This is a genomic window from Wolbachia endosymbiont (group A) of Norellia spinipes, from assembly GCF_964273535.1.
In genome coordinates this window covers 850,359-874,340 of sequence record NZ_OZ187006.1, presented here as the reverse complement: position 1 = coordinate 874,340, position 23,982 = coordinate 850,359, and the positions used below count along the sequence as shown (strand labels likewise).

Here is a 23,982-nt window from a genome sequence, read left to right as displayed (position 1 = left end):
TAGACTAAAAAGTTTCTTCCTTAAGTTGTGTAATGTCAGCCTGAGGAAGGCCAGTTGTCTGGGAAATAACATCAATAGAAATGCCAGCATTAAGTAGGTTTTTTGCAACTTCGATTTTTTCTTCTTGTCTACCTTTTTCGTGACCTACTTTAAGACCCTCATCAAATTTTTGAGCTAAAGCAGCTACCTCATCCATTATGCGTTTTTTCATTTGTTCATATGCTAGTAACTCTTCTTCTGACCAATTAAACTTATTCATCTCTTCATAAGCTCGTTTTATTATTACGTCACTACCAACTATTTTATCTAGGTCCTCTTCGTTTGTTTCTGCTGCATATCGAAAAAAGTAACACCATTTTTCTACTATATTTTCTAGTTGGTCTTCTTTTGTCTTTGTAAATTTTGGTAGTTCTATGAATACGAAGTAAAAATCCTTTAAGTCATGTTCAAAGCTATTTTGATCTAAAATGACATGATTAGATTTGTACTCAGCCTTATCTGGAAAAATAATACAATCAGCAACAGCTATGAAGATAATTTCCTTGAGATTATGATAATTATCACCTTGATCAGCTTGACTTGAGTAGGCTTTAGCAGCATAATATTGAGCACGCTTTTCGAAGCCTTTGGTCTTAGTGAACTGCATTTCTATAATATATCTGGAACCTTGAGAGTCTTTACAAAGAACATCGACAATACTCTGCTTTTTAGCGGCAATTTCAGGGTCCAAAATGGTAGCCAAGAATTCAACATCGTGAATAGCAGCTAAGCCAGTGAAGCCTAAAATATCGTTCAAGAAATGAATAAGGATATCTTTATTCTTTTCAGTGCCAAATATTCTTTTAAAGGCATAATCATTGCGTGCATCAAGAAACTTCGAAAGAGCCATAAGAAAGTAAGATAAAAAGCATTAATAATTATACACAATTGTGAAGAAATATTCAACTAAAATGCAAACATTTTGTATATCTTTATTTGGTAGTATTAACCTGTATAATATTTATGGCAAATATCTCAATAAGGTACCAAATAGCACAAAAAGTAAGGAGCTGGAGGTTAAAAAGAAAATATACCCTGAAAAACTTAGCAGACAAGGCAGGCATAAACTATCATACACTGATAAGATACGAGCAAGGAACATGTGGCATTCCAACTGAAAAGTTAAAAATATTAGCAGAGGCGTTATCAATTCCTATTAGAAATCTCTTTCCAGGACGAAAAGTGCTAAAAGAAGATAGTTGTTTCGACAAAGCCAAGACCCAGGAAATGTATAATTTCATAGAAAAAACAGGAGGACACAAAGCAATTTATGCATTAACCAAATCTGTCCGAGCTGAAGAAGAAAGTAACATAAAAGCAGCAAGAATAAGAATTGCAAAGAATCTAGTTAAGGCAGGGTTTGATACTGAGATTATCTATCGAGCAACAGGCTTATCAACTGAAGAATATGCTGATAAAGAGAGATACGAGCCAAACGGAGGACAAGAGATAAAAAAGTGGAGAATAATAAAAGGATATACACAAGAAGAATTAGCGAAAAAGCTTAATATAGGGCCCTCACAGATACATCACTATGAACAAGGTAGTGTTACCATTTTAAGTGAAAGATTATGGGAAATAGCAAGAGAATTATCAGTGGATGTTGAAGATTTGATAAAGGAATATAAAGAAAATGATTGCAAAGATGGTGAAGGAGAAAATGAATTATTAAGTTTGGCAAGAGAATATAGAAAAATTGACAATCAAGAATCACGAGATGAGCTAAATATATGGGTAGAATTTTTCTTGCAAAGAAAGCAAATTTACAAAGAGAAGATTGATAAAGTAGAGAGAATGAAAGTTGCAAATAATTTACTTCAGTTAGGTTTTTCTACTGATGTTATTTCTCAAATAGTAACAACTTCTTTTACATAAAGAATTAATTTTCAATTAGATAAAATAAGCATACGTTAATATCTTAAATTATTCATAAAAAAATAAGTAAAAAAGATTGAGAAATTGATTTGACTTCACTCGAAAGCTATGGCTCTATGCCAATGCTGATAAAAAACAGCAGTAAATAATTAAAAACAATTTGTTATTAACGAGGAGTATATTTTATGAATAATAGTGAAAAACTTACAGAAGAAATAGAGAGAGTACTACAAAGCGGAGGAGGAAGTGCTCTATTTGATCGTGAAATAGTGTCAGTGCTTTTAGGAGCAGTTCATGACAGAAAGCAAGCACAAGATGTTACTAAAACTCTAATGGATAATTGCCCAGGAATAGGAGAAATTTTAGGGCGAGAAATCGATGATCTGAAAATGATAGAAGGAATGACCGAACATGCAGCCGCAGCAATTGAATGTGTAAAAGAAGCTTATAAAAGAGCACTCAGAGAAGGGTTAAAGAGAGGACCTGTAATGGATAGCCAAGAAAAGCTGATAGAGTATGTAAGGGTAAACATAGGCTTTTCAGCAAAAGAAGCTGTCCTGGTAATATACTTGGATAAACAGAACCGTCTGATAAGAGATGAAGTGTATTTTGGTACAATAGATGAAGTACACCTATCTGAAAGGAAAGTGGTAAAAAAGGCGTTATCAATGGAAGCAGCGTCAATAATATTAGCTCATAACCATCCAGGAGGGAGTTTGGAACCGTCAGAAGATGATAAGGTTATGACTAGAGAATTAGTGTCAGCATGTCAAGGAGTGGGAATTGAACTAGAGGATCACATTATTATGACAGACAAAGGATATTGCAGTTTTAAGGAAAGAGAGCTGTTATAAACCAAATTTCAATTGCTTGAGAAGTTTGGCTACTACACAGTAGCAAAAAAACTTAGTCAAGAATCTGAAGAGCAAGAACTGCACAATATAAAAGATCTTTGTATAGCTTGTATATTAAGTCGTGATTAAAGAATAAAAGTCCCAAAAAAATCTATTCTTTTATTATAAATAGTTGCAAGATATACAAGATCTTTTTATAATTTGCGTATTAAGTTAATTATAAAGCAATAAATTGCTCTGTAGACTTGAATAACATGCTTAATAGGAGGCTATATGACTACTAAAAAAACAGTATCATTTGATGATACAGATGGAAATACTTATGAGTTAATCATTGATTCTAAAAAGTTACCAAAAGGACTATATAGTGCTATTGAAGGTATAAGGCGTACTAGCAAAAAAAATCAGCAGCTTATACTTGTAGACGAGACTGATCCGAAAATATTTGATGATAAAAGTAGGTTTGAGAAGCCTGAAGGTGTGCCTTCCCCTAGCGATGTTTCTGGAAAATCAATCAATCTTGGAGAAGGACGTGAGGTTTATAACAAAAAATCTTCAAATCGTCAAAATCCGTTTATTCCAGCCTTAAGCAAGATAGAGCCAAGTGCAAGTGAAAATGCAGAATTAAGATGGTTTAAAAGTAGAGTAGTAAAGGCAAAAAGCGTAGAAGAACTGAACAAAACTATAGACCAAGCACTAAGTGCTGGAATCAGGATAAATGCTTATAGCGAAGGACAGAAGAGTTTTGCTGATACGGTGATATCGAAAATACCTTCGATCAAATGCAAGGAAAATGAGAAGGAAGACATAATATGTGAATTGATGCTCAATGGAGCAATATTCAGTTACGATCTATTGCAGGATAAGGGAATAAGTGAAATGCATAACAAACTGTATCAAGAGATTCGTTCACAGATAGATGAGTGGCTTAAAGAACTGAGAGAAATCGGTGAAAGTGCTATTGAAAATGAAGGAATCATAGAAGATGTGGAAATAGACAATCAGACGTTTTTTATGAAATTTTCTGAAAATAGTAAGGTAAATATTGCAAGAGTATTGGAAGGTACAAAAAATTTAGGGTTAACGACAGGAGAGGTAAAATTAGGAGGTGATGTTATAGAAATAGGAAATAGCAAGGTTGAAGTTAGAATTGGAAAAGAAGGTGAAAGGAATTATGTTGATGTGTCTGACAATAGTGCTTTTGAGGTAGCATTTCCCACAAGTATTGGTAGCCTGAAAATTGTAGTATATCATAATGCGGAAAATGACAGTCAAGTAGAGGTCAGAGTAGCAGATAAAGAAATATGGTCTGAGCTACAAAAAAGAGGGGAAACTATAGGAAAAGGATGTTTTTTTGGAGGAATGTCAGTCGAAGAAGCGGTAGAAAAGGGAAGTTTTCCTAGGGATGGCAAGTGGAATAAAGAAAAGGCAAAAGAAGAAATAAAGGCGATTAGTAATAATGAAACATTATCATGGGTTAATAGGATATATGCAGGTAGTAAAGAGACCTCTCGGAAACTTTAAACGAAGGGAGGTTTTCTTCCCTTCTTTAACCAAAATCATAAAATTACAAAATCTTTATAAGCTAAACTTAGGTTGTAGCAAAATAACAGATGTTTATTTCGGTAAAATTGTTACGATATGGCAAATATCTCTATAAGATATAAAATAGCACAAAAAGTAAGAAGCTGGAGGCTAAAACAAAAGTATACCCTAAAAGATTTAGTAGAGAAAACAGGCATAAAATATCATACATTACTAAGATATGAGCAAGGAGCATGTGGCATTCCAACTAAAAAATTAAAAGTCATAGCGGAAGCATTATCAGTTCATGTTGGTAGCTTATTTCCTAGACAAAAAGTACTGAGAGAAAATTGTTCTTTTAACAAAGAATGGATGATAGCAAAAATAAAGGGACAAGAGTCATGCAAGTTAATTCGCGACTTAACTGGATTTATTCAAGCTGAAGAGGAAAATAATGTAAAAGCTGCAAGGGTAAGCATGGCCAAGAACTTAGCGAAAGTGGGGTTTGATAATGATATTATCTATCGAGCAACAGGCTTATCAACTGAAGAATATGATAATAAGGAGAAAAAAGGCTCTGAGCATTCAAACGAAGGACAAGAGATAAAAAAATGGAGAATAATAAGAGGATATACTCAAGAGGATTTAGCAAGAGAGCTAGATATAGGACCTTCACAGATATATCACTATGAACAAGGGAGTGTTACCATTTTAAGTGAAAGATTATGGGAAATAGCGGAAAAGTTATCAGTGAATGCTGAAGATCTGATGAAGAAATATGAAGAAGATAATTGCAAAGCAGAAAACGAGCTATTGAGTTGGGTGAGAGAGTCTAAAAAGATTGACAATCAAGAATCACGAGATGAACTGGACATATGGGTAGAATTTTTATCGCAAAGAAAGCAAGTTTACAAAGAAAAGATTTACAAAGCAGAGGCAATAAAAGTTGCAAATAATTTACGTATGTTGGACGTTTCTATTGATGCTATTTCTAAAATAACAGATTTATCTATTGAGGAGCTTGAAAATTGTGCTTTTAAAACTTAACTGGGTTAAAAACTTCAGTAGTTTACTGACTCAGAAATAATATATTAAGATATAAATAAAAGTAGTTAATATATCTATTATAAACTCTTGTTTAGCTCTGCAGAATTTGACGTATCAAGATAAAACATAACAGAATTTTTCTATCACTTTATGATTGTCCTCTATCATTGCATTTGCCTCCTCCTGAAGAGATTTGATATTTTTTGATGTAATATTATCCATATCAGGTGATGCTATTTTTAATTGCGATTGTATACGTATATATTTATCACCTATAACTTGATCCAACTGATAATTTACTGCATCTAAACTTGAGGCAAACATCACATGTAGTAGTGGTTTTATCCAGCTTATTTTTCCAAATCTCCTTGAATTAGCTATGCTTCTATCTGTTCTACCAGTACCTAGTGATAACAGTATAATCTCATCATTTGGAAACAATTTTTTACCACTTGCATATGCACAAGCCGCTGGATTATTGGCAAAAACCCCTCCATCCACTAATACTCTGTTTATCTGGTTAATTTTGAGATGTTTTGGTATGAAATAAGTAGGTGCAGCCGTTGCAGCTCTGAGTGCATCTTTCAGCTTAATATTACCTTCTTTCCAGCTTTTGAAGAAAAATGGGCAATTATTGTGAATATCGTAACTTGCAATCAGTACATTATTTAAGGTGCTTTGTAAAGTATCATCACCAAAATATTTATCCAGTACAAATTCAATATTTTTATGTGGGTATTGTGCACAGTTAAACCAAGATAATATTGATCGCCTGAAGAATGAAGATTTAAAAATATATGACCCGTATTCTTGGTAAAATTCAACTAAATCATTGGCTGAGTATTGGGGATTTCCTTGTTCATCTTTCCTGCATAACCCTGCTACAACAATCCCACCAGTTGAAGTACCAGCCATTAGATCAAAGATTTCAGCTATCGGTTTTCTTGTTCTTTTTTCTATTTCTGCTAATATTATGGCTGGTATTATTCCTCTTATGCCTCCGCCGTCCACTGAAAGAATGTATTTTGCCATGTTTAGATATTTATTGATTTTATTAACTTGCTCGCTTTTATCAGGTTGCGTTTCCTGTCCAAGAATCACTGTCTGTTTCACTCCTAGAGAAAATTGCACCAATCTAATAATTGATTCCGTAGAGCATGCTAAAGGGTCTGTATTGGTTCAAGCATATTCATTTACTTCTAAATCTATTGCAAAGTCGCTAATCGAAGCTAAGGAACGTGGTGTTGATATTAAGGTTATTCTAGATGAATCACAAACTAGTTCAAAACATAGTGTAATTAACGAATTATTTGAGCACAAAATCCCGATATGGATTGACTTTAAACCTGCTATTGCTCATAGCAAGGTAATTATTATTGATAATCAAAAAGTCATAACTGGATCATTTAACTTTTCAGATGCAGCTCAGCAAAGAAATGCTGAAAACCTACTGATCATAACAGGAGATTCTCCACTAGTTGAACAATACGTCAAAAATTGGAAAAATCGCCAATCGCAGTCTAAGCATTATACACCAGACTTTAAGTTATCTTTGAATTCATCTAATTCCTCAGAAAGATTTTTCACCCTTTCCTCAAGTACTAACACTTTTTCCATTAAACCATATTCAATAAGTTTATCGTGAAATTGTACCCTTGAGTCTAACTTGGATAACCACCATATGATTGCTACGGTTTGGATTAATAACGTGATAATTACTGTAATTGGAACTTTTTGCTTTTTCATGTGAAAGTATTAATCTATTATGAATAGTTTTGGAAGTTTATATACAGATCATAGAAAACTTATAGCTTTAGTGATTACTTTTTGTTGATTCGTATTGATCCTCTGCTTCTGCAAGTAGCTTTATTATTTCTCTGTATTGCTTTCGTTCGTTATGCTTTGATTCCACTACAGCCATATTTCTAGGTCTTCTTCCATCTTTAGCTGTAGCAGTGGGATCTGCACCCTTGTCTAATAAAAACTTAACAACCTCTAAATGTCCTTGATCTGCAGCATGATGCAAGGCTGTCCATCCCATATATCCACCTGTGGCACTTATATCAGCTCCTTCCTCTACAAGGAACTTTACAACTTGCAGACACCCTGAACTAGATGAATAATGCAAAGCTCTCATCATAGGAATTTGTGTATTAATATCTAATAGGTTTTTTACTGAAAATTTCACTACTTCTAGGCTGCAGCTCTTAGAAGCAACTTGCAACATTGTTTTATAATTATCTGTAGCTTTTGTTTTCATATAGCAATAGGTAATAACAACACATATTATCATTGTTATACACCACCGAAAATGTAGCTTATTTCTTGAGTCTCTATTCATATTCAATACTTTTTTCAATATTAAACATTTGTTTTACTGATTTTTCTTTAACGTTGATGCTGATAACACAGTGTGATAACCTGAACTATCTAACACATGTTCTGCTCTGTCGATTACCCATTCACCATCTATGTCTTGATGAAATCCTAACAAGCTAAGTTTTGCCTCTGCAAATAGTTCTGGATTACCAGGCATAGTGGCATCCAATACTGCATTATTTCGCTTTAATTGTTTTAACTTAGCATTTGCTGCACTTAATGCTGATTCTACATTAGAGTAAAGCGTCTGTATAGTATAACTTGGACTACCAGAGCCAACTTTTTCTGATATAGTTTCACCTCTTTCATAGCTATGCCATTTTGCAATCACTGAGTTGTACCTGCTTACGGTAAAATGCACTTTCCAATTTATCGTGTCTTGAGGTTTAATAGCTGTTGTTCCTAAAGCTTTTCCAGTTGCCGACTTTGCTTTGCCTTTTGGAATAAAGAGTATGTATCCGCCAGCTAGCTTTGCCATTGCCTCATATTCTATTGCTATTTTTGTTAATAAACTTATATCACTTTCTTCTATTTGATTAATATGTGGAATCAACACATTTTCAAATTCTTCTGCAACTCTGCATCCATACCCGTGCTTTTCTGCTATTTCCTTAACCAAGTTACCTAGAGTAATTTGATGCCATTCTTTAGATACTTTTTCCTTTAATGATAGTCTTAAATTTGTTGCATGAGCCTTTATTAGTAAGGTTTTAGGTGGACTCTGTACTGTAATTTCATTAATTGTATATACACCCATGGGCATCACTCCGATTTCCCTGTACCCTAAAGAAATATTCAATTCATCTGGGATATTTAAGTTTTCATCTCTGTAATCAACATACACTTCAACTACATCGTCTATTGTCCCAGATTCATCTGTGAGGCGCAATGATATAACTCTATCTTTAATTGATTCGCATTTATCTATTATAAAATCTGGCTGCATTTATTCCCAGACCTTTAATTTTGACTTTTGTACTGTTTTCTTAATAGTAGGAAGCTTTATCTTTAATCCTGCAGGCAAAAAGCTTCCGTATTCTGCAAGTCCAGGGTTTTCTTCTAATACTATTTCTACTGCTCCTGAAGTAAATCCATAGTGCTTCCAGCAAATATAGTCTAGCATATCATTTTCTTTTGCTAAGTAGTATATAGTCATGAATAACGCTTCAAGCTTAAATTAAATTCAACTTTTTTCGGCAATCCACAAGGGAAAAATGATGTTTGATTTTCTTCTAATTTTGTAATCACAAACTGTCCAAAAACATTTCCCATGTTGTCAACCAAAGTGTGAGGTTCTTCTGCTTCTTTTGCACTATTTAATTGACTTAAATTTCCAGGGTTATGAAGATAAGTTATTCCCTCTAAGTCTATATTTTCCACTCCTTGACCAATATTTTGTAGTGAAGGCATTTTATCGATACATTCAATTACACTCCAACGATTTTCTTTACTGTACTTCAAACTTATCGGAGTAAATTTATATGGACCAAGAGATAACATTTAAAGCACATATTCGTTAACCATAAAATCTAAGCAGTGGTTGCTGTTTGATATAAATTTCTTTCTGTATAAACTAAGATCTTTGTTGCCAAAATACATTTTTCAATTGAATAAAAATACAAAATTATCAACAAATGAGACTAAATTCAAAAAATTTTAAAAAACATAGTTGATCAATAAAACGTCTCTACTGTATCAAATAAAACATCACGTGACTTTTCTCTTATCCTTTTTATTACTTCATCTGCAAGACTACGAACATCTTGGTTAGGTTCTGCTTTAATGCTGATAGTGTAATTATTAGTGATGTTCTGAGTTTTATTTTGTTCTTTATTTTCAAACTTACTCCTTGCAAATATCTTATTGCTCTCTGTAAACTTTTTCTCCTCAATAAGGCTTTTGACTCTGAAGCTATTTTTATTTCTCTTTGAAAATTCTTTAATTATACTGTTACCTAGCACAGGATTTCCACTGTTGAGAATATTACTCTTTAGGGGACTATGTACTGCTTTTATTTCAGTAACAATACTTTTTCTTTTTTCAAATTCTTTCAGTGGACTATTTTCAGAGATTTTTCCAAATGTGCTACTAACTGTATTTCCCATCCATGAAAAAGCTTCTTCTATGGGTTTTATTATCGATTTCCAAAAGCTAGAGAAAAAGTCTTTCACCTTTTGCCAGTTAGTTATAACAAGAGCTGCACCAGTGACAAGACTTGCTATTAAAAGTCCAACTGGGTTACTCATTACAGCGAGTGTTATTGCTCTTAGCCCTGTTATAACTGCAGGAAAAACTGTAGCTGATAAAAATGAAAATACTCCAAGTAGGTTTGCTTTCAGACCAAAAATCGTACTTCCTAGCAATGTAAATCCGTATCCTAGTCCTACTGCTGCAATTTTTAAACTTATCAAAGCTGCTACAGTACCCATGATCGCCGTGGTTAAAGTTGGATATTTTTCTGCAAACTCTGCTATATATCTAGTTTTTTCTTGTAAAAGTTCAACTATAGATTTTAAAGTAGGCAGCATCACTGAGCCCAGGTTCATACCAACTTCAGCTATTGCATTTCGAAGAAGTCGTAATTTACTGGCTGTGGTGTCTGCACGATTTTTAAATTCTTCTTGCAGAGAGCTTCTGTACTTTTCTGTATTAGTCAATAACTTTATTGCATCCTCATACTTATTAAAACTTCCAGCTAATAATGCAATATCATCTTGAAATTCTTGGCCAAAAAGTTTCATCAGGGTTTGAGAACGCTCCTGGTTATCCATTTTTTTTAGAGTTTGGAAAAAATATAGCAATGCTTCTTGACCATTTTCGCTTACTCTTTGGGCCATTTCTTCTGCAGTTATTCCCATTTCTTCTAATGCTGCTTTAAAATCCCCTCCTTGTTCTTCAGCAGTCTGAAGTTTACTAAGTAGAGCATTTATAGCAGTTGCAGCTTTTGCTGGTTGTTTGCCTAAACTAATGAAAGCATTTACTAAACTGCTTGTTTGTTCAAACTTTAATCCAAACTGCTTTGCAGTACCACCAACTATTGCTAGAGCTTCAACCATGTCTTTTGCTTTAGCAGCAGTGTTATCTGATAAGTGGTTGATTACATTACCAACATGCTCCATTTCACTAACATCAATTCCATAAACATTAGAGAGTTTAGCTATGGAATCACCTGCCTGCTCTGCAGACATATCAAATGCTGTTGACATTTTTGCCACTGTTTCTGTAAACTTAAAAAGATCTTCTTTCTTGATACCAAGTTGACCACCACTTGCAGCTATTTGTGCTAATTCTGCAGCTGATAATGGTATAGTATGTGACATCTCCTTTAGTTTCTGCGCAAATTTGTCAACTTCTTTTGTTTCATCATCAAACTTTACTACTTTTTTAACATCAGCCATAGCACTTTCAAAATCAATCGCAACTTTAATTGGCGCTGCAAGTGAAATACCTAGTCCAACAGTCTCTATAATTTGTGACTTAAAATGTGCCTTACTTGCTAAAAAACTTTGGTGACTACGTATTGCAGATCCAAGCTTACCATACTTACCTTTTAGTACTTCAATAGAAGAACCAAGTTTATATTGATCACTTACTAATGACTTAATGTTTCTGCCACTTTTCCTTACTTCTTCATTGAGCAAATGCAATGATTCTCTCTTCTTTAGGTAAGCCTCTTTTGCTTTTATTGCAGAAGTTTTAGCCTTATCAAACTCAGCTTTTAAAGTCTTGCTTGGCTTTTCCACTGCTTTGATCTGTTTAGCTAAAGATTTGACTTGATCTTCAAAGCCTTTCCATGACCTCCTGCTAGTCAAAACATCACTACCCAACTGCTTAAATTTTGATACTGATTTTAAAGATGAATCAAGCTTTCTTATATTCTCACCAAGACGAGTAAGTTGACTGCTACTTCCTTTTATTACAGTATTAAAACTACCATCTAAGACTGCTCCGATTTTTATAGATAACGTTGACATTTAGACCTCTTTGCTGTTTCTTCCCATAAGATAAATTCGTTAAATTCCATATCAAGAATGTGCTCAACTCCACCACCTATGATAGAGCTAAGCACGAGTACTTCTAATCTCAAGTCTTTTGAATAATTGGTGAAAAAAAATCCTTTAATACCTCTTGAATTTTCACATAATCAGCAATATCTAACTCTTCAATCGCTTCTTTTGCAACTGATGTCAAATTGGCAGTCAAAGTTACTTCCTTACTCAAATCACTACCATTAAGTCTCTCAATAGCAAGATAGTCTCTAACTTTTGGACGTCTAACGATAAGCTCTGAGACAGAAATTCCATCAATTGTTATTGGGTTATTAAGCGTTATAGTTTCCATAAAATTCTCCTAAAAAATAAAATATTTTTACACTTTTAAAGTTATTTTAATATGCTTCTCCTTAAAAAATAAAATTTCAAATAAGTTTTCATATTCCTAAAACCGTTTGCAGCAAGGCCATTTGATCAACACCATTTATCTTTCTAATCATATTTTCAGCATCGATCTCTATCAGTTCATTACCACCTATAGTAAGTTTATAGTAATGAGCAGCTACAGTACACTTCAGCGTTGCTTTTTCAGCAGGTTTCCAGTTACCAAAATCAAACTCTTTAAAAATGCCTCTTAAATTGATTATTACTGCTTCAATATCATTACTACCACTCCCTTGCATTCCACCTCTGAGTGTCAAAGAAACTGAATTCCCATTTATTAGACCAAATAGCTTAAAGAGTTCTGTATCGTATTCAGAAAAAGTGAAATCTGCTTCAAGCTTTTCCATTCCCATATCAATATTTATTGGAATATCCATACCACCAGCTCTATATTCATCTGTTTTTATGGTAAGTTTTGGCAAGGTTATTTCATCAATTTTCCCTGCATAACCTCGACCATCTACGAATACGTTAAAATTCTTTAAAATCTTCGGTAACATTTTTTCCTCTTTCTCCCATTTTTATAATATTGTACCACTCACAAGATGTGACCTGAAAGTAATCTGTTCTGCTGGATATGGTGGTGTAAACTCGAAGTCAAAATACACTTTCCCGCTTGCAATGTTTGCCGGTGTGTTGAGTTCTGGAGTTGCATAACATTTTCCGCTAATAATCGCCCCTTGTGCTTTTAAACTTGCCAGATAGGAATTCACCCCCTCAATCACATCATCTATATAAGTTTTGGTAATATTGCGATCAACTGCCCATAGATGAGCTCGAAGTAGACTATCGTTGATTAAATCTGCAGTCCTTCTCACTGACAAAAAAGCCCATTTTGAGTCATTTGAACATGTCCTATTTCCCCAAAGCCTGTAGCCATTTTGATGAATTATCGTTGTTACTTCATTTTCATTTAAATGGTTTGCTCTACAATTTGTATTACCGAGCGTAAAATCAATAGGCCTGCTTGTGCCAACAATACCATTTATCTCTTTATTTGAAGGTGAGTGCCAAAATCCTTGCTCGCTGTCTATTTTAGCTATTAAACCTGCTACAAATGGACTTGCTGGCAAGATTTCTTCTTCAATAAATACCTTAACCCAAGGGTCAACTACGTAAACTCTTGAGCTGCCTACACTTTTTCTCCATTTTATTGCTTCTTCATCATTAGTATTTGGTCCATCTGCAACAATAATTGCTCTTAATTTTTCTGCTATGGAAATTAAAGCACTCACTACTGGATTTACTCCATCTATTTCAGGTAACTGATGAGTAAACTGAGGTGCAATTAATATTCTTGGAGCAATATGAACTATGCTTTCACTACTGAGGAATGCCTCTATCCCTTGATACTCTCCAGTCTCTTTATCAACACCGCCAATTATATTTTGGATAGTTTCACTTTCTTTGAGCTTTGAATCGCTGTTTTCACTTTCTTTAACTCGAATAACTACTACTGTTGCACCAATCTGGGAAAATATTCCGTTTGTTGCAGAAGGTAAACTGCCACTCTTTCCAAGTCTTGCTGCTTCTTTTAAGCTTCCTGCAATTAACACTGGTTTATTTAGCGGAAATTCTTCCACGTTCGCTTCCGGAGCAGTACCAATTACGCCTATCACTGATGATTTAGCTGTACGTACTGTCTTTGCTCCTGAGGTTACCTCAATAACATTTACTCCGTGTAAAAATTCTTCAGCCATTTCTTTGTATCTTTTGTTTAAAATCGTTTAGTAAGTTCTCTAGCTCATTTTTACTTTTGGCTTCTGCAATTTTTTTCTTGGTAATGTCTTCCAACTCTTCACATTTAATTATTTCTTTTACTGCTTTTTTTGCTTTTTCTTCAATTATTCTTGCCATTTCAATAACTGTAATACCACGGACTTTTGCTAAAGGTTCTATAATTTCTGTATCCTTTTTACTTATAGACTCTGGTGCTGCTAGAATGCTTTTTGCGGCTTTTTCTTGTATTTGATACGATTTAGCTTTTTGGTGAGAATTTCCAGCGTATTCGTTAGTATAGTTATTAAAATAAAAACGCACACTATCAAGTGCAGAAAGTTTCGCATTTTCCAATAATTCCAGCTCAATATCTTCCTTATTCCTTTCAACAATTTTCTCTCCTTCTGTTAAACAATAACTTTTTTGCCAGTCAAAATTCTTTGGTGCTTCATACCAATCATTTCCAGTTGGCTTGTTTTCAAGTGTTGTTGTTTCAATCTGCTTGTGGTTTTCAAAACGTATATAAATAGTCACAAATTCCTCCTCATTGCCATATTTGATCAGTTCGTTCTAACCCTGGACATTGCCAACCCCTGAGCGTCCTTTCCACATCTACCTCAAGCCCTGTGGTGAGAAAATTGCTACGTATGTTATAAATCCCCCACTGAATAAATTGACCATAGTTGTGTACATAATTTGATGCAAGCATACCTTGACTAACTTGTGTTCTGGAATACAGATAAGATGATGTGTAAAGTAATATTGCAACTGTTTTTCCTGCTGGAATCTCCACATTACCAGATCCGGCTAACTTGCTATCAGAACTCGTGTATTGGTAAACATTTTTCCATACTATTTTTGAAATACTTGATTTATTAGAATTAGTGTTATCAGGAGTTCCCACAAATAATCCTGCTCCCCCATACTCCGTACTCGAATACGATGATCCAACAAATTCCATTGTCTTATTTATGTTCACATTGGTTGTATTTTTTACAAATACTACTCCAAGTGCAGCATACGGGTAATAGTATATCTCATCATAACTACCCGAAAAACTTTTTGTGCATAACTCTCCGTAAATAAATGTTCCTTTACTTCCCTCTATAAAACTTAGTTGTCTTGGCCGATAAAAACTAACGTAATCTGTATTGTACGTATGGCTACCTGCTAGTAGTTGTAACATATAGTCAGTTTTTGTTATATCACTACTCCACTTTCCAAGCTCTGTCGTAAAAGTTCCGTGGCCAAAATAATTATTTTTTCTGCCAAGTACACCAAATAAGAAAGGTAATGACCCTGGTTCAACCATGTTGCGCTTTCTTATTTCATTTATAAGAGACGCTTTTAACTGTTCATCCCGAGTTTTTACCTCATTTATCAGGGATGTTTTTAATTGGTTATCACGAGTTTCTATTTCCCCAATAATTGATGAGCCAGATGGTACATTATTAACAGCACGAAAATCTTCTACTAAACCTTTAAGACCATCTTTATGACTATTACTAATGCTATTTATTGCTGCAATATTGGCATTCTTTCTCGTATCAAGTAGCGATAAATTTGTTGTTCCTTTTTCATCAATTCTCTTTAATAATTGCTTCTCTGATTCAGAGATCACTGCTAAAGAACTAGCTTTTTTATTATCCAGATCAGTTAAGTGTTTTTTTGCACTATCAAGAAGTTCTTTTAGCTTACCATCAGTCATCTGTACAATTTCAGAAACTGCACTTTTGTCGACTATTGATTCCAATGCTTTAGCAAGATATGCTAATTGATCTGGTGTACTGTTTTCTGCTAAATCCTTAAGTCTTTTTTGTAGTGCATCAATTATTCCTTTTACTTCAGTCATCTGCACAACGTTGGAAATAGCTTTTTTATCTGCTATCAATTCCAGCGATTTTGCAAGATATGCCAGTTGATCAGCTGTGCTACTTACTGCTAAATCCTTTATCCTTTTATGTAACGCTTCTATTGCTTCTTTCATTCCCAAAAATTCAAAAAAGTCTCAAAATTAAACCGCTCAAAATTACTCTTAAGTTGATTATGCTCATCTTCTCTTTCGGTAATATCTTCATCTATTTTCTCAATTGTGGTACGGATACGAACAACATCCTGCACAGCAATATTTTCTGGATGTAGTAGTGTATATCCTCGTTTGCTTTGGTCATTTGGCATTGATTTAAGTAATAATCACTCGCAAATTTTTGACTTTAGGACGATAGACAACTGTTCCACTTAAAACTAATTTTATCCTTGTCTCATTACCATTAAAGTTTGTTAGCACATGAGTTCTCTCTACCCAATTTTCCCCTATTGGTTTTCCCGAGGTTAAATTTACTAGCTGCCATTCTTTGACGCTTTTCTGCACATATGCTTTTACGTCTGCAGTGCCAGGTATTAGCGCATCATATGTTATGGTAATCTTAGTGTTAGCTCCTGCTGTAATGCTTCTTGTAACATAATCTCCTTTTTCCCCTATATTACCCATAACTAGCTGTAACCCAGGATAAAGAACTGGACTTTTTTCTCGCCCTCCTTTTAGGCTTGCTTTTACCGTTAATTCCCCATTTATTCTTTCACGCAGTGCGAGCGGCAAATTATCAGACAAAAAATTTTCTTTTCCTTCTTCATCTGTTAAAATAAATTCCACATTGGTATCAAATGCTACTTTTTCGACGTTCGTCAAAACAATTAAATCTGATACGTTATTTGCAGTAACCTTGCCAAGATCAATAATGTGAGAAACTTCGCTAAATTTTGCAGCCAAAAGCCGAAACGTTAAATCTAAGTTCTGATGTGGAGTCCAGGTACTTGCATTGCTTGATGAAAGTAATACTCCTACTTGATATGGTTGACTTGTTACCCAACGAATATTTACTGTATCATATTTGCCAAGCTCTGCTATTTTTACTGCAGTATCTGCATCATCAGTGAGTAGCACTATTGCATACTCTTGTCCTGCATGGCAAAACACTGGTAACCACTCTATACGTGTTGCTGTGCCATCTATCTTTATATCTTTTGGCTCAATATAACTTTCAGCAATGACAGTCTGCGAGGGCATTCCCACTGCTGTTTCTCTAATCTGCACAACAACACGTTTTTTGCCGCTATTTGTGAACCATAAATCTAGACCCCCTATGTGTCTGCTCTCATTTAAAGTAAATGTTTGTGCTAAAGGATCAACTCTTCTTGCTGCGATAACTCTTCTTCTTTCCTCTATGGTAATTGTTTTTTTACCAGTATAAGTTGCTTCTCCATAACTTCCTTTATCCCCGTAAAATTGCACTAATTTAGTACCGGCTGGAATATTTGCTGGTACTTTCACCTTTCCCTTTAATTTTCCCTGATTGTTAGCTGTTAACATTTGGTTTTCCAGTTTTAAGTTATAGGTTGAATGTTTATTCCGTCAAATTTTATCTCTTTAAGCTTCTCATTTGGCTCAAAACCTTCAATTTCAAAATTCTGTATTGCTTCTCTCATAAATTCAGTTTCGTATGAAGCACTTGACAGCAGCTCTGTCGTTTCTTTAACATTAAATACTCTTGTTACTGGACTTTTCCAATTTGTTTTTACCTCCGTCCAGTGATCTATATTTTTATTTAGAGTAATTTGTGCCGGTACTGGATCAAAAGCTTGGTATGGATTGATCTTTTCTCCTTTAGTCTGTAAAAGCTGCTCCAGTACCGGTTCAAGTTCATACGGCAAAAGATATCTTTCCCCACCTTTTTCAATATCTGCAACTTCTACATCTATTGGCAGAACTAGCTCTCTATTTACTATTGCTGCAGACTGCGAAATTCCTTGATCACGCATATCATCATCAAAGAATGGGTCAACAAATACTCCTTTTTTGGTAGTAGGTTCTCTTGAATTTGCATCATTGCGTAAACGCTCCTGTGCAACCAGCGCATAAAGATCATTTATTCCCTTCTTCATTGCTTCAAGTTCATTCATTGGCACAGCATGAATAGCATTATTCACTATTTTTACCCCTTCGCCTTTTTTCCATGTCTGATGAATGTAGCAGAGCAAAAGTTGTCCACTAGGCGCTCTAGGCATTGATGGTCGCCAAGGGTGGGAAATTCCTTTTATTCTTCTTACCACTCCTTTGCTATCGATAGTAATTAAATCATAGCGGGGCATTTTCCAGGTATAATCAACCAGAACCAAGCTGTTATCAACTGCACCTCTTACTTTACATCCCTCTTCGCTTATATCTTCAGGGCTTATATGAGTGCGGCAGCGATAGGTTATCAGGTAACTACTTCCAGGAGCTGGTTCTTTACCAGGTAATGACCAATCAACGTTTCCTGCGTTTAGTTTGTAATCTATACTGTTTTCATAAATAACATTGCCTTGTTTAACTTGAATAATCTCAAGTACTGCAGAGTCAGGTATCGGATCAATAGCTCCAGAATATGAACCGTGAGTAACAATAATAGTTTTTTGAACAGTTATGTCTACTTTTTTGATTTCACTTATTGGAAAATCATTAACCTTCAGTTCCATTACTCTTTGGCTATTTGGCTGAAAAGTATGTGGTTCTGATTCAACTGATTTTATATCCGGATCTTCATCAAAAGAAACACGAATACTGTGAGGAAGTTCAATCTCATAGCCATCAACATGAGCTTTTCCCTCATTAATCACAAATATTTCTTTTTTACCTTTTTTTACCCCTTCTTCTCCCTTTTCTTCTTTGTGGAGGAACATCACTTCAAGGCCATTTACAACGTAGGAACCATTTGCTTCTTTGTCATAACGAGCAAGAGCAGTAGTTACTATATTTGCTTGTGGTGGCGGTGAATGTTCTATCAATACTCCATTTTCAATGTTATAAATTGGATAAAATTCTCCTGAAGCATTAGTAGTCACACCCTCAGCTTGATAACTCCAAGTGGTGGAAACTTTAAGCCTTGCAGCGCCTACTTCTTGATAATTACGTGTACCAACAGCAGGATCACGAAGGTTTTCATCCTCAAGCTCTGTAATGGTAGATTCTAGATAATAAACACCTATGCGAACTATAGTACTCAGTGGAATAACAAACTCTTTTTCCTCTACTTTTCTCACTGCTCCACGCAGATAGATTTTTCCTGACTCAAGTGTAACTTTACCAGTTTCTCTATCTATAATACAATTGCTTCCTGTTATAACATCACCATCACGAAATATTGCATCACCTATGCCTTTAAGCTTAGAAAGAGCATACTCCTGAGTCTCATTTAATTCTGCAGACTGTAGACCTCTTCCAGCAAGAAATAAGCTTTTTTCGTATTCTTTGTCAGGATTAAAGCGGTTATAATAGGCGTTTAAAGTCATTTTATGCTAGAAAAATTCAAAAAGTTACAACAAATGAAAAAGTTTCCCGAGTTGCAGATGTTCTGATAAGTGGTACGGTGTGTTCTAAAACTAACAAAATTCCAGGATTTTCCACGTCTTTTGGCTCGAAATATCTCTGTCCTTCAGGTAATCCTTCTTTTATTTTAGTACCAACCATAACTCCTAGCTCCCTGATAACTTGATTTGCTGCGTCCGTGAAATCGAAAGTAAATTTAAGATAGAGATTATTAGTTGGTACATTTGAGGGCCTAAACCTTCCAGAAGGGGTCAAAAGCTCTCCATTCTCATCACCTGTGCAGAAGAGCACTTCGTTCGCAGTACGTCTGCCAAGCTCATTGAGCAGTTTTTCAGAAGTTATCAGCTCTGGTGGTGTGCTTTCACTATATTCTACAGTAACTGCACTATTTGCCCTGATAGAGCTATTTCCCGTACGTTTAATTACACCACTACTGCTATCAACTATATAATCTATACTTGGCTGATAAGTTGTTTGTCCTGTAAAAACCCTTACATCTTTAATAGTATGGTGATTTAGAGCTATTTCACCCTCAACAAAAACTTTTTCGACCTGATGACTACTTTCCCAATTAGCATCACCACTGCCCCAAGCAAGATGGATAGATTGCTCTTTTATGCTGGCTGCTATTGCTGCTCGACCTGATTGTGTAAGAATTGACATGTTTGCCCCTCTTACTATATATATACCGGATTTCTCACATGTTTTTCCGGGAAAAATGAAAATTTTTTTTGAAGTGCATTTTTATGCTTAAACATCCTTTTATCTTAAAAAACCAGAACTACTTTTTCTTTCGAGAATATCGAAACAATGCTTTTTGACATATTGAAAATCAAAGCTCACAAACAGTTTCAAAAGACTCTGCATTTTATCGCTTCTCCTTTCAGCTTTACGTTTTTTCCTACTGCGTATTTAATAGCTCTCTCAATTACAGCAATCCAGAGCTTCTCTTCATCGTATTTCAAAATGGCAACCAATCAACTTCAGATTGTTCTGGAGTAATAACAGTAGCAATCTTGTTTTTTTCTCCATATCGATCAGCTTCAATACTAACTTTTGCAGTAAATTCTAACCCGTTAAAGTCAGCTATAGAATTGATCTTTCTAGCAATAACTGCTTTTTCTGAAGTGTCATGTGCATGAATATTTCGTGCTGACTCCAAAATGCTTCTAAGCATAGAACGACCAGATTCTCCCCAGATGTCTTCTTCACCTTCTGCTTTGCCACTTTTAATACCAATTACTTGAAAAATCTTGCGTTTTGCATATGGACCTTCAGTGACAGTAAATTCAGCGTTTAAATAGATGCTGCCAGTAGTGTAGCTTTTAGTGAACCAATTTTCATAACCTCCTGGTTTAATCGCCATTTTGACTTTCACCGTTGTACCTTTTGGTATTAAATTACTTTGTGATTTTGCAGTATTAAAATCAGTTAAAAAATCTGATAGCATATTGTCCTCCTATAAATTAATTGCAAAACGAAAAAAAGAATCAACTCCATTGGTCTACAAGTTTCCAACGACCATTTATCTTATCGACAAGCTTGCTTGCCACACGTTCACCATTTCGCAACTCAAATACTACTTGACGGGTAGTGCTTTCCTCATCATGAGCAAACATCACCATACCAGTACTGTAAAATCCACGTAAAGATCCAGCACCGCTTAACCCTTGAAATGGATCCTCTTCTAGCATCTTTTTAGACAGTTTTTTTGTATGGTGGGTGAGTATTATGCCCGAATCTGGATTGATAACATTTCTCAGTCTTTCAAGTTTCTTTTGCAAAAAGAATAGCATAGCGCTATTGTCATTTTCATTGCCATATTCACTTGAGTTAAAAATGTTACGAAGAGGATCGATGGCAATAATATCAGGTTTGAAACGCTCTTTGACAACATTTTTAATTTCATCTATTTCTTCACTGCTAAATGATAATTGCACTCTTGGCGTGATAATTAAGTTATTGGCAGCTATGTCCAAAAGCTCTTTATTCAGTTGAAGTTGTTGCAACCGTTCTTTCATATATTCATATTCAATTTCAGTTTGCATGTAGAAGATTTTCAAAGGTCTATTTGGTGTCATACCAAGAAACGATCTACCAGCAGCCATATGAACGAGCCAAGAGATCAAAAAGTCGCTTTTACCAATCTTAGGTGGGCCACCTAGTACCAATAAGCCTCTTTTTGTTAAAATTCTTGGTGAGATTATATCCTCTGGTATTGGCATTTGATCACTTAAATACTCCTTTACGCTGTAAAAAGGGATTTTTTTACCGATATTGAAAAAGCTTTGTTCCATATTACTCCTTTTAAAATTAGGCAACAGAAGCCAAGGTTTTGGCTTTAATTTTCGCAAGTAATTTACCCAGATGCGGTTCTTCAACCATATTCAGGCAGCCACTTCGATCTTTAGCTGGATATCCCCAAGAGTTAATAGTCTGACAGACAAATGAACGTTTCTCCGTGCCATCATCTTTCTTGATTCCAACCATACTGATTACTTCGTCAACTATCCCTGGAATCTCACTAGCAGTTTTAGCCCCTTCACATTGAGGTAGCCAAATTGAACGATTACAGTCATCGAGATATTGACCTAGTGTGCCAACTATGATGATGTCTTTATCTCGAATATGTTGAAACTGATTGAGCCAGGCCATCATTTCTTGAGCAAGTAATCCATAGGCAGCTCTTTTGTCTTCTTTTCCCGATCTATCAGAAAAACACTCAGGTTGCATTCTTGCCCATAAAAGACATAAACGTGATGCAACAGTTATACTATCAATAAAAATAGAGCGATATTTAGAAACTTCAGAAAGAAGATCTTTATACTTACCAGATACATGCTCATAGTGCTTTTGACTATACGCTTGATCAGATTTTAGTGCAGGGTTTGGACCACCAATTAGGCAAGCAATATCACGAGCTTGACTCCAAGTACGAATCTCATACCAAATTCCATTACTAATCGAACAAATAAGAAACATTACAAACTCGTTTAATAGTAGCACTGGAAATACTGACAATAAAATTACACAGAACATCTTCAAGTAAGCCTATGGTATAGTAGACTCTGTTGCGTAAAGTATTGTGTTTGATATATTGCCACAACCTCTCAACAGGATTCAGTTCTGGTGAATAAGGAGGCAAGTATATAATGGTAATGTTTTTCTGAATTTTCAAACTTTTTGATCTATGCCAGCCTGCACAATCCATTACAAGAAAGGCTTTTTTCGTGCCTAAATCTTTCGACATCTGCTCCAGAAATATATTCATACAATCAGTGTTTACATATGGAGCAAGTAGGATAATTTTCTTACCACTTCTTGGATTTACCGCACTGTAGATATAGAAATTTTGTCTACCAATTTTCATTTTAACCTGCATTCTGACCCCTTTTTTAAACCATCCGTGTCCGATTTTTGAATGAGTTCCAAATCGTGATTCATCAAAAAAATACCTCCTTTTCAGGGTGGGAATTGACTATTTTATTGAAGTATTTTTTAAACTCTTCTTGCTTGTTTTTATCTTGTTTATGGTGAATTGGCCTCGGTGTTATGTAAGAAAACTTCATCCTTTGTATCTCACGATGCACTGTTGATTTGCTAATGTTTAGGCCAAATTCCTCTGAGATTTTTATTTGCACTTCCTTAATAGTAATATTTGGATTTCTTTCTACCCATATTTCAATTTGCTCACGTTGATTTTTGTTTAATTTGCTTTTTCTTCGCCGCTGAGAAGGGGAAAATAATTTTTCTACTCTACCAAATTTTAGATGCTTTATCCATTCAGTCAAAGCAGTCCTTGAAATTTTACATATTCTTGCCACAGCGCTTATACTACTTTCTTTTCCTACTATCACCGCTTGTAACTTTTTTGAAACATATGCGTTATTTCTGACCTTTTTTAACATTTCTTTCGCCAAATTTACAACTTTTTCGTCTAACAGTTTTGACCTTAATGCCATTTATACCTCTCTATTTTATCTACTTTAGTATCACTTCTTTCCCATTATTGTCTATCTGTTCTTTACATAGTGGGAATTGGTATCAGTTGAATCTCCTTTCCAGTCTTGTACAGCTAGAAGTCCTGCTTCAAAATCAAGGCAAAGTGTTGTTGATTCATCGAGGGTTTTGAGCAGACTGGTCTTGCCGATTCCATAAGGTCCAAAGATTACTACTTTCACACCTGTGACCATTTTTGCTCTTTCTTTGCTGTTTATTATTTTCATATTTTTCCCCCTTATAGTTAGAAATCTCGTTTTAGGTATGTTTTAAGGTGGGAAAACTCTTTGCGTAATTTGTTGATTGTGTCGTAGAGAGTTGATTTTGGTACACCAGTCCTTCTGGAAATTTCACAAATGCTGTGATCTTCTGCTAATAGTTTACATATTTTTCTTAACTCTCGAGGTAACTTTGCAATTGCTTCATTTACGTCAATGCGTACTGCGGAGCTATATTCAAGACTTTCATCGCTCTCTTCGTATAAAGCTTCATCAACAAAATTAATGGTACGTTTTTTACATAGTTCTTTCTCTTTTAAATTAAGAGCACGGCATTTAACGTACTGTTTTATAAAATGTCCTTCAAGTTCATTAAGGCCAGGCAAACAGTCAAGTAAAAGATCTTGCTCAATATCTTCAATGTCTTTATAAGCAAAAGCTTTTCCTCTCTTCAGAAGTTTAGCATAGTGTCGTATGTGTTTAACAACTTTTGGATTAATACCAGTATAGGAATTTTTAGAATGCAT

The 23,982-nt window shown here is 34.8% G+C and carries 25 protein-coding genes and 3 pseudogenes; 5 read left to right on the top strand and 23 right to left on the bottom strand.

Annotation, left to right across the window (positions count from 1 at the left end; genetic code table 11):
* Window positions 1-4: 4 nt before the first annotated feature.
* Window positions 5-889: an Rpn family recombination-promoting nuclease/putative transposase gene (locus ACFZP3_RS04300; protein WP_250120258.1), complete on the bottom strand. Its 885-nt coding sequence runs from the start codon at window positions 887-889 to the stop codon at window positions 5-7.
* 113 nt (window positions 890-1,002) lie between these two features.
* Between ACFZP3_RS04300 and ACFZP3_RS04295 the strand changes: the two genes are divergently transcribed.
* The 4 genes from ACFZP3_RS04295 to ACFZP3_RS04280 all read left to right on the top strand — a co-directional run bounded on the left by ACFZP3_RS04295 (window position 1,003) and on the right by ACFZP3_RS04280 (window position 5,339).
* On the top strand, window positions 1,003-1,914 hold the full coding sequence (locus ACFZP3_RS04295) for a helix-turn-helix domain-containing protein (RefSeq protein WP_386086929.1): 912 nt from the start codon (window positions 1,003-1,005) through the stop codon (window positions 1,912-1,914).
* A gap of 185 nt (window positions 1,915-2,099) precedes the next feature.
* The gene (locus ACFZP3_RS04290; RefSeq protein ID WP_386086928.1) at window positions 2,100-2,768 is read left to right on the top strand and encodes a RadC family protein; all 669 of its coding nucleotides are present in this window, start codon (window positions 2,100-2,102) and stop codon (window positions 2,766-2,768) included.
* 273 nt (window positions 2,769-3,041) lie between these two features.
* On the top strand, window positions 3,042-4,292 hold the full coding sequence (locus tag ACFZP3_RS04285) for a hypothetical protein (protein ID WP_386086927.1): 1,251 nt from the start codon (window positions 3,042-3,044) through the stop codon (window positions 4,290-4,292).
* A gap of 117 nt (window positions 4,293-4,409) precedes the next feature.
* A complete protein-coding gene (locus ACFZP3_RS04280; RefSeq protein ID WP_386086926.1) occupies window positions 4,410-5,339 on the top strand; it encodes a helix-turn-helix domain-containing protein in 930 nt (309 codons plus the stop codon).
* 114 nt (window positions 5,340-5,453) lie between these two features.
* Here the strand turns inward: ACFZP3_RS04280 and ACFZP3_RS04275 are convergent, their stop codons facing one another.
* Complete coding sequence (locus tag ACFZP3_RS04275; protein ID WP_386086925.1) at window positions 5,454-6,371, bottom strand: patatin-like phospholipase family protein; 918 nt, start codon at window positions 6,369-6,371, stop codon at window positions 5,454-5,456.
* On the opposite strand from ACFZP3_RS04275, the pseudogene ACFZP3_RS04270 reads away from it, so the two are divergent.
* A pseudogene (locus tag ACFZP3_RS04270) lies at window positions 6,370-6,876 on the top strand (phospholipase D family protein); the annotation flags it as partial. The gene ACFZP3_RS04275 and the pseudogene ACFZP3_RS04270 overlap by 2 nt on opposite strands.
* Here the strand turns inward: ACFZP3_RS04270 and ACFZP3_RS04265 are convergent.
* The 21 genes and pseudogenes from ACFZP3_RS04265 to ACFZP3_RS04165 all read right to left on the bottom strand — a co-directional run bounded on the left by ACFZP3_RS04265 (window position 6,867) and on the right by ACFZP3_RS04165 (window position 23,982).
* Window positions 6,867-7,085 (bottom strand): hypothetical protein, encoded by a 219-nt coding sequence (locus ACFZP3_RS04265; RefSeq protein WP_386086898.1) that lies wholly within the window; start codon window positions 7,083-7,085, stop codon window positions 6,867-6,869. The pseudogene ACFZP3_RS04270 and the gene ACFZP3_RS04265 sit on opposite strands and share 10 nt — an antisense overlap.
* A gap of 67 nt (window positions 7,086-7,152) precedes the next feature.
* The gene (locus tag ACFZP3_RS04260) at window positions 7,153-7,680 is read right to left on the bottom strand and encodes an ankyrin repeat domain-containing protein (RefSeq protein ID WP_386086924.1); all 528 of its coding nucleotides are present in this window, start codon (window positions 7,678-7,680) and stop codon (window positions 7,153-7,155) included.
* A gap of 33 nt (window positions 7,681-7,713) precedes the next feature.
* Window positions 7,714-8,664: a phage tail protein gene (locus tag ACFZP3_RS04255; RefSeq protein ID WP_386086923.1), complete on the bottom strand. Its 951-nt coding sequence runs from the start codon at window positions 8,662-8,664 to the stop codon at window positions 7,714-7,716.
* The gene (locus ACFZP3_RS04250; protein ID WP_386086922.1) at window positions 8,665-8,874 is read right to left on the bottom strand and encodes a tail protein X; all 210 of its coding nucleotides are present in this window, start codon (window positions 8,872-8,874) and stop codon (window positions 8,665-8,667) included.
* The gene (locus ACFZP3_RS04245) at window positions 8,871-9,218 is read right to left on the bottom strand and encodes a phage tail protein (protein WP_386086921.1); all 348 of its coding nucleotides are present in this window, start codon (window positions 9,216-9,218) and stop codon (window positions 8,871-8,873) included. The genes ACFZP3_RS04250 and ACFZP3_RS04245 overlap by 4 nt, the downstream gene beginning before the upstream one ends.
* A 173-nt stretch (window positions 9,219-9,391) precedes the next feature.
* Window positions 9,392-11,692, bottom strand: coding sequence for a phage tail tape measure protein (locus tag ACFZP3_RS04240; protein WP_386086920.1), 2,301 nt, complete (start codon window positions 11,690-11,692; stop codon window positions 9,392-9,394).
* 109 nt (window positions 11,693-11,801) lie between these two features.
* Complete coding sequence (locus tag ACFZP3_RS04235) at window positions 11,802-12,059, bottom strand: phage tail assembly protein (protein WP_386086919.1); 258 nt, start codon at window positions 12,057-12,059, stop codon at window positions 11,802-11,804.
* A gap of 88 nt (window positions 12,060-12,147) precedes the next feature.
* Window positions 12,148-12,654 carry a phage major tail tube protein gene (locus ACFZP3_RS04230; RefSeq protein WP_386086904.1) on the bottom strand — a complete coding sequence of 169 codons (507 nt, stop codon included), beginning with the start codon at window positions 12,652-12,654 and terminating at the stop codon, window positions 12,148-12,150.
* A gap of 21 nt (window positions 12,655-12,675) precedes the next feature.
* A complete protein-coding gene (locus ACFZP3_RS04225; protein ID WP_386086905.1) occupies window positions 12,676-13,854 on the bottom strand; it encodes a phage tail sheath subtilisin-like domain-containing protein in 1,179 nt (392 codons plus the stop codon).
* Window positions 13,847-14,407: a hypothetical protein gene (locus tag ACFZP3_RS04220; RefSeq protein WP_019236467.1), complete on the bottom strand. Its 561-nt coding sequence runs from the start codon at window positions 14,405-14,407 to the stop codon at window positions 13,847-13,849. The genes ACFZP3_RS04225 and ACFZP3_RS04220 overlap by 8 nt, the downstream gene beginning before the upstream one ends.
* Before the next feature lie 10 nt (window positions 14,408-14,417).
* A complete protein-coding gene (locus ACFZP3_RS04215) occupies window positions 14,418-15,860 on the bottom strand; it encodes a hypothetical protein (RefSeq protein ID WP_386086906.1) in 1,443 nt (480 codons plus the stop codon).
* Window positions 15,857-16,051 carry a hypothetical protein gene (locus tag ACFZP3_RS04210; protein WP_386086907.1) on the bottom strand — a complete coding sequence of 65 codons (195 nt, stop codon included), beginning with the start codon at window positions 16,049-16,051 and terminating at the stop codon, window positions 15,857-15,859. Before ACFZP3_RS04210 ends, ACFZP3_RS04215 begins: the two co-directional genes overlap by 4 nt.
* A gap of 4 nt (window positions 16,052-16,055) precedes the next feature.
* The gene (locus ACFZP3_RS04205; RefSeq protein ID WP_265032412.1) at window positions 16,056-17,243 is read right to left on the bottom strand and encodes a hypothetical protein; all 1,188 of its coding nucleotides are present in this window, start codon (window positions 17,241-17,243) and stop codon (window positions 16,056-16,058) included.
* A gap of 14 nt (window positions 17,244-17,257) precedes the next feature.
* Window positions 17,258-19,201: a DUF4815 domain-containing protein gene (locus ACFZP3_RS04200; protein WP_386086908.1), complete on the bottom strand. Its 1,944-nt coding sequence runs from the start codon at window positions 19,199-19,201 to the stop codon at window positions 17,258-17,260.
* 16 nt (window positions 19,202-19,217) lie between these two features.
* Window positions 19,218-19,901, bottom strand: coding sequence for a hypothetical protein (locus ACFZP3_RS04195; protein WP_386086909.1), 684 nt, complete (start codon window positions 19,899-19,901; stop codon window positions 19,218-19,220).
* 298 nt (window positions 19,902-20,199) lie between these two features.
* The gene (locus tag ACFZP3_RS04190) at window positions 20,200-20,688 is read right to left on the bottom strand and encodes a hypothetical protein (RefSeq protein WP_386086918.1); all 489 of its coding nucleotides are present in this window, start codon (window positions 20,686-20,688) and stop codon (window positions 20,200-20,202) included.
* Between the two features lie 40 nt (window positions 20,689-20,728).
* A complete protein-coding gene (locus ACFZP3_RS04185) occupies window positions 20,729-21,535 on the bottom strand; it encodes an AAA family ATPase (protein WP_386086917.1) in 807 nt (268 codons plus the stop codon).
* 16 nt (window positions 21,536-21,551) lie between these two features.
* A pseudogene (locus ACFZP3_RS04180) lies at window positions 21,552-22,181 on the bottom strand (AAA family ATPase); the annotation flags it as partial.
* 16 nt (window positions 22,182-22,197) lie between these two features.
* A protein-coding gene (locus ACFZP3_RS04175; RefSeq protein WP_386086916.1) for an IS630-like element ISWpi10 family transposase occupies window positions 22,198-23,200 on the bottom strand; the annotation gives its coding sequence in 2 pieces (ribosomal slippage) (window positions 22,198-22,689 and window positions 22,691-23,200; 1,002 coding nt in all).
* 87 nt (window positions 23,201-23,287) lie between these two features.
* Window positions 23,288-23,464: pseudogene (locus ACFZP3_RS04170) on the bottom strand (AAA family ATPase); the annotation flags it as partial.
* A 17-nt stretch (window positions 23,465-23,481) separates the two neighbouring features.
* Window positions 23,482-23,982 carry a sigma-70 family RNA polymerase sigma factor gene (locus ACFZP3_RS04165; RefSeq protein ID WP_386086915.1) on the bottom strand — a complete coding sequence of 167 codons (501 nt, stop codon included), beginning with the start codon at window positions 23,980-23,982 and terminating at the stop codon, window positions 23,482-23,484.

Bases quoted from the DNA above. Each gene is read 5' to 3' on its own strand.
- ACFZP3_RS04230 (WP_386086904.1), bottom strand. From the start codon at position 12,654: ATGTTACCGAAGATTTTAAAGAATTTTAACGTATTCGTAGATGGTCGA.
- ACFZP3_RS04245 (WP_386086921.1), bottom strand. From the start codon at position 9,218: ATGTTATCTCTTGGTCCATATAAATTTACTCCGATAAGTTTGAAGTAC.
- ACFZP3_RS04185 (WP_386086917.1), bottom strand. From the start codon at position 21,535: ATGGAACAAAGCTTTTTCAATATCGGTAAAAAAATCCCTTTTTACAGC.
- ACFZP3_RS04250 (WP_386086922.1), bottom strand. From the start codon at position 8,874: ATGACTATATACTACTTAGCAAAAGAAAATGATATGCTAGACTATATT.
- ACFZP3_RS04200 (WP_386086908.1), bottom strand. From the start codon at position 19,201: ATGACTTTAAACGCCTATTATAACCGCTTTAATCCTGACAAAGAATAC.
- ACFZP3_RS04240 (WP_386086920.1), bottom strand. From the start codon at position 11,692: ATGTCAACGTTATCTATAAAAATCGGAGCAGTCTTAGATGGTAGTTTT.
- ACFZP3_RS04295 (WP_386086929.1), top strand. From the start codon at position 1,003: ATGGCAAATATCTCAATAAGGTACCAAATAGCACAAAAAGTAAGGAGC.
- ACFZP3_RS04195 (WP_386086909.1), bottom strand. From the start codon at position 19,901: ATGTCAATTCTTACACAATCAGGTCGAGCAGCAATAGCAGCCAGCATA.
- ACFZP3_RS04205 (WP_265032412.1), bottom strand. From the start codon at position 17,243: ATGTTAACAGCTAACAATCAGGGAAAATTAAAGGGAAAGGTGAAAGTA.
- ACFZP3_RS04275 (WP_386086925.1), bottom strand. From the start codon at position 6,371: ATGGCAAAATACATTCTTTCAGTGGACGGCGGAGGCATAAGAGGAATA.
- ACFZP3_RS04235 (WP_386086919.1), bottom strand. From the start codon at position 12,059: ATGGAAACTATAACGCTTAATAACCCAATAACAATTGATGGAATTTCT.
- ACFZP3_RS04285 (WP_386086927.1), top strand. From the start codon at position 3,042: ATGACTACTAAAAAAACAGTATCATTTGATGATACAGATGGAAATACT.
- ACFZP3_RS04260 (WP_386086924.1), bottom strand. From the start codon at position 7,680: ATGAATAGAGACTCAAGAAATAAGCTACATTTTCGGTGGTGTATAACA.
- ACFZP3_RS04265 (WP_386086898.1), bottom strand. From the start codon at position 7,085: ATGAAAAAGCAAAAAGTTCCAATTACAGTAATTATCACGTTATTAATC.
- ACFZP3_RS04290 (WP_386086928.1), top strand. From the start codon at position 2,100: ATGAATAATAGTGAAAAACTTACAGAAGAAATAGAGAGAGTACTACAA.
- ACFZP3_RS04215 (WP_386086906.1), bottom strand. From the start codon at position 15,860: ATGAAAGAAGCAATAGAAGCGTTACATAAAAGGATAAAGGATTTAGCA.
- ACFZP3_RS04225 (WP_386086905.1), bottom strand. From the start codon at position 13,854: ATGGCTGAAGAATTTTTACACGGAGTAAATGTTATTGAGGTAACCTCA.
- ACFZP3_RS04165 (WP_386086915.1), bottom strand. From the start codon at position 23,982: ATGCATTCTAAAAATTCCTATACTGGTATTAATCCAAAAGTTGTTAAA.
- ACFZP3_RS04210 (WP_386086907.1), bottom strand. From the start codon at position 16,051: ATGCCAAATGACCAAAGCAAACGAGGATATACACTACTACATCCAGAA.
- ACFZP3_RS04300 (WP_250120258.1), bottom strand. From the start codon at position 889: ATGGCTCTTTCGAAGTTTCTTGATGCACGCAATGATTATGCCTTTAAA.
- ACFZP3_RS04190 (WP_386086918.1), bottom strand. From the start codon at position 20,688: ATGCTATCAGATTTTTTAACTGATTTTAATACTGCAAAATCACAAAGT.
- ACFZP3_RS04280 (WP_386086926.1), top strand. From the start codon at position 4,410: ATGGCAAATATCTCTATAAGATATAAAATAGCACAAAAAGTAAGAAGC.
- ACFZP3_RS04255 (WP_386086923.1), bottom strand. From the start codon at position 8,664: ATGCAGCCAGATTTTATAATAGATAAATGCGAATCAATTAAAGATAGA.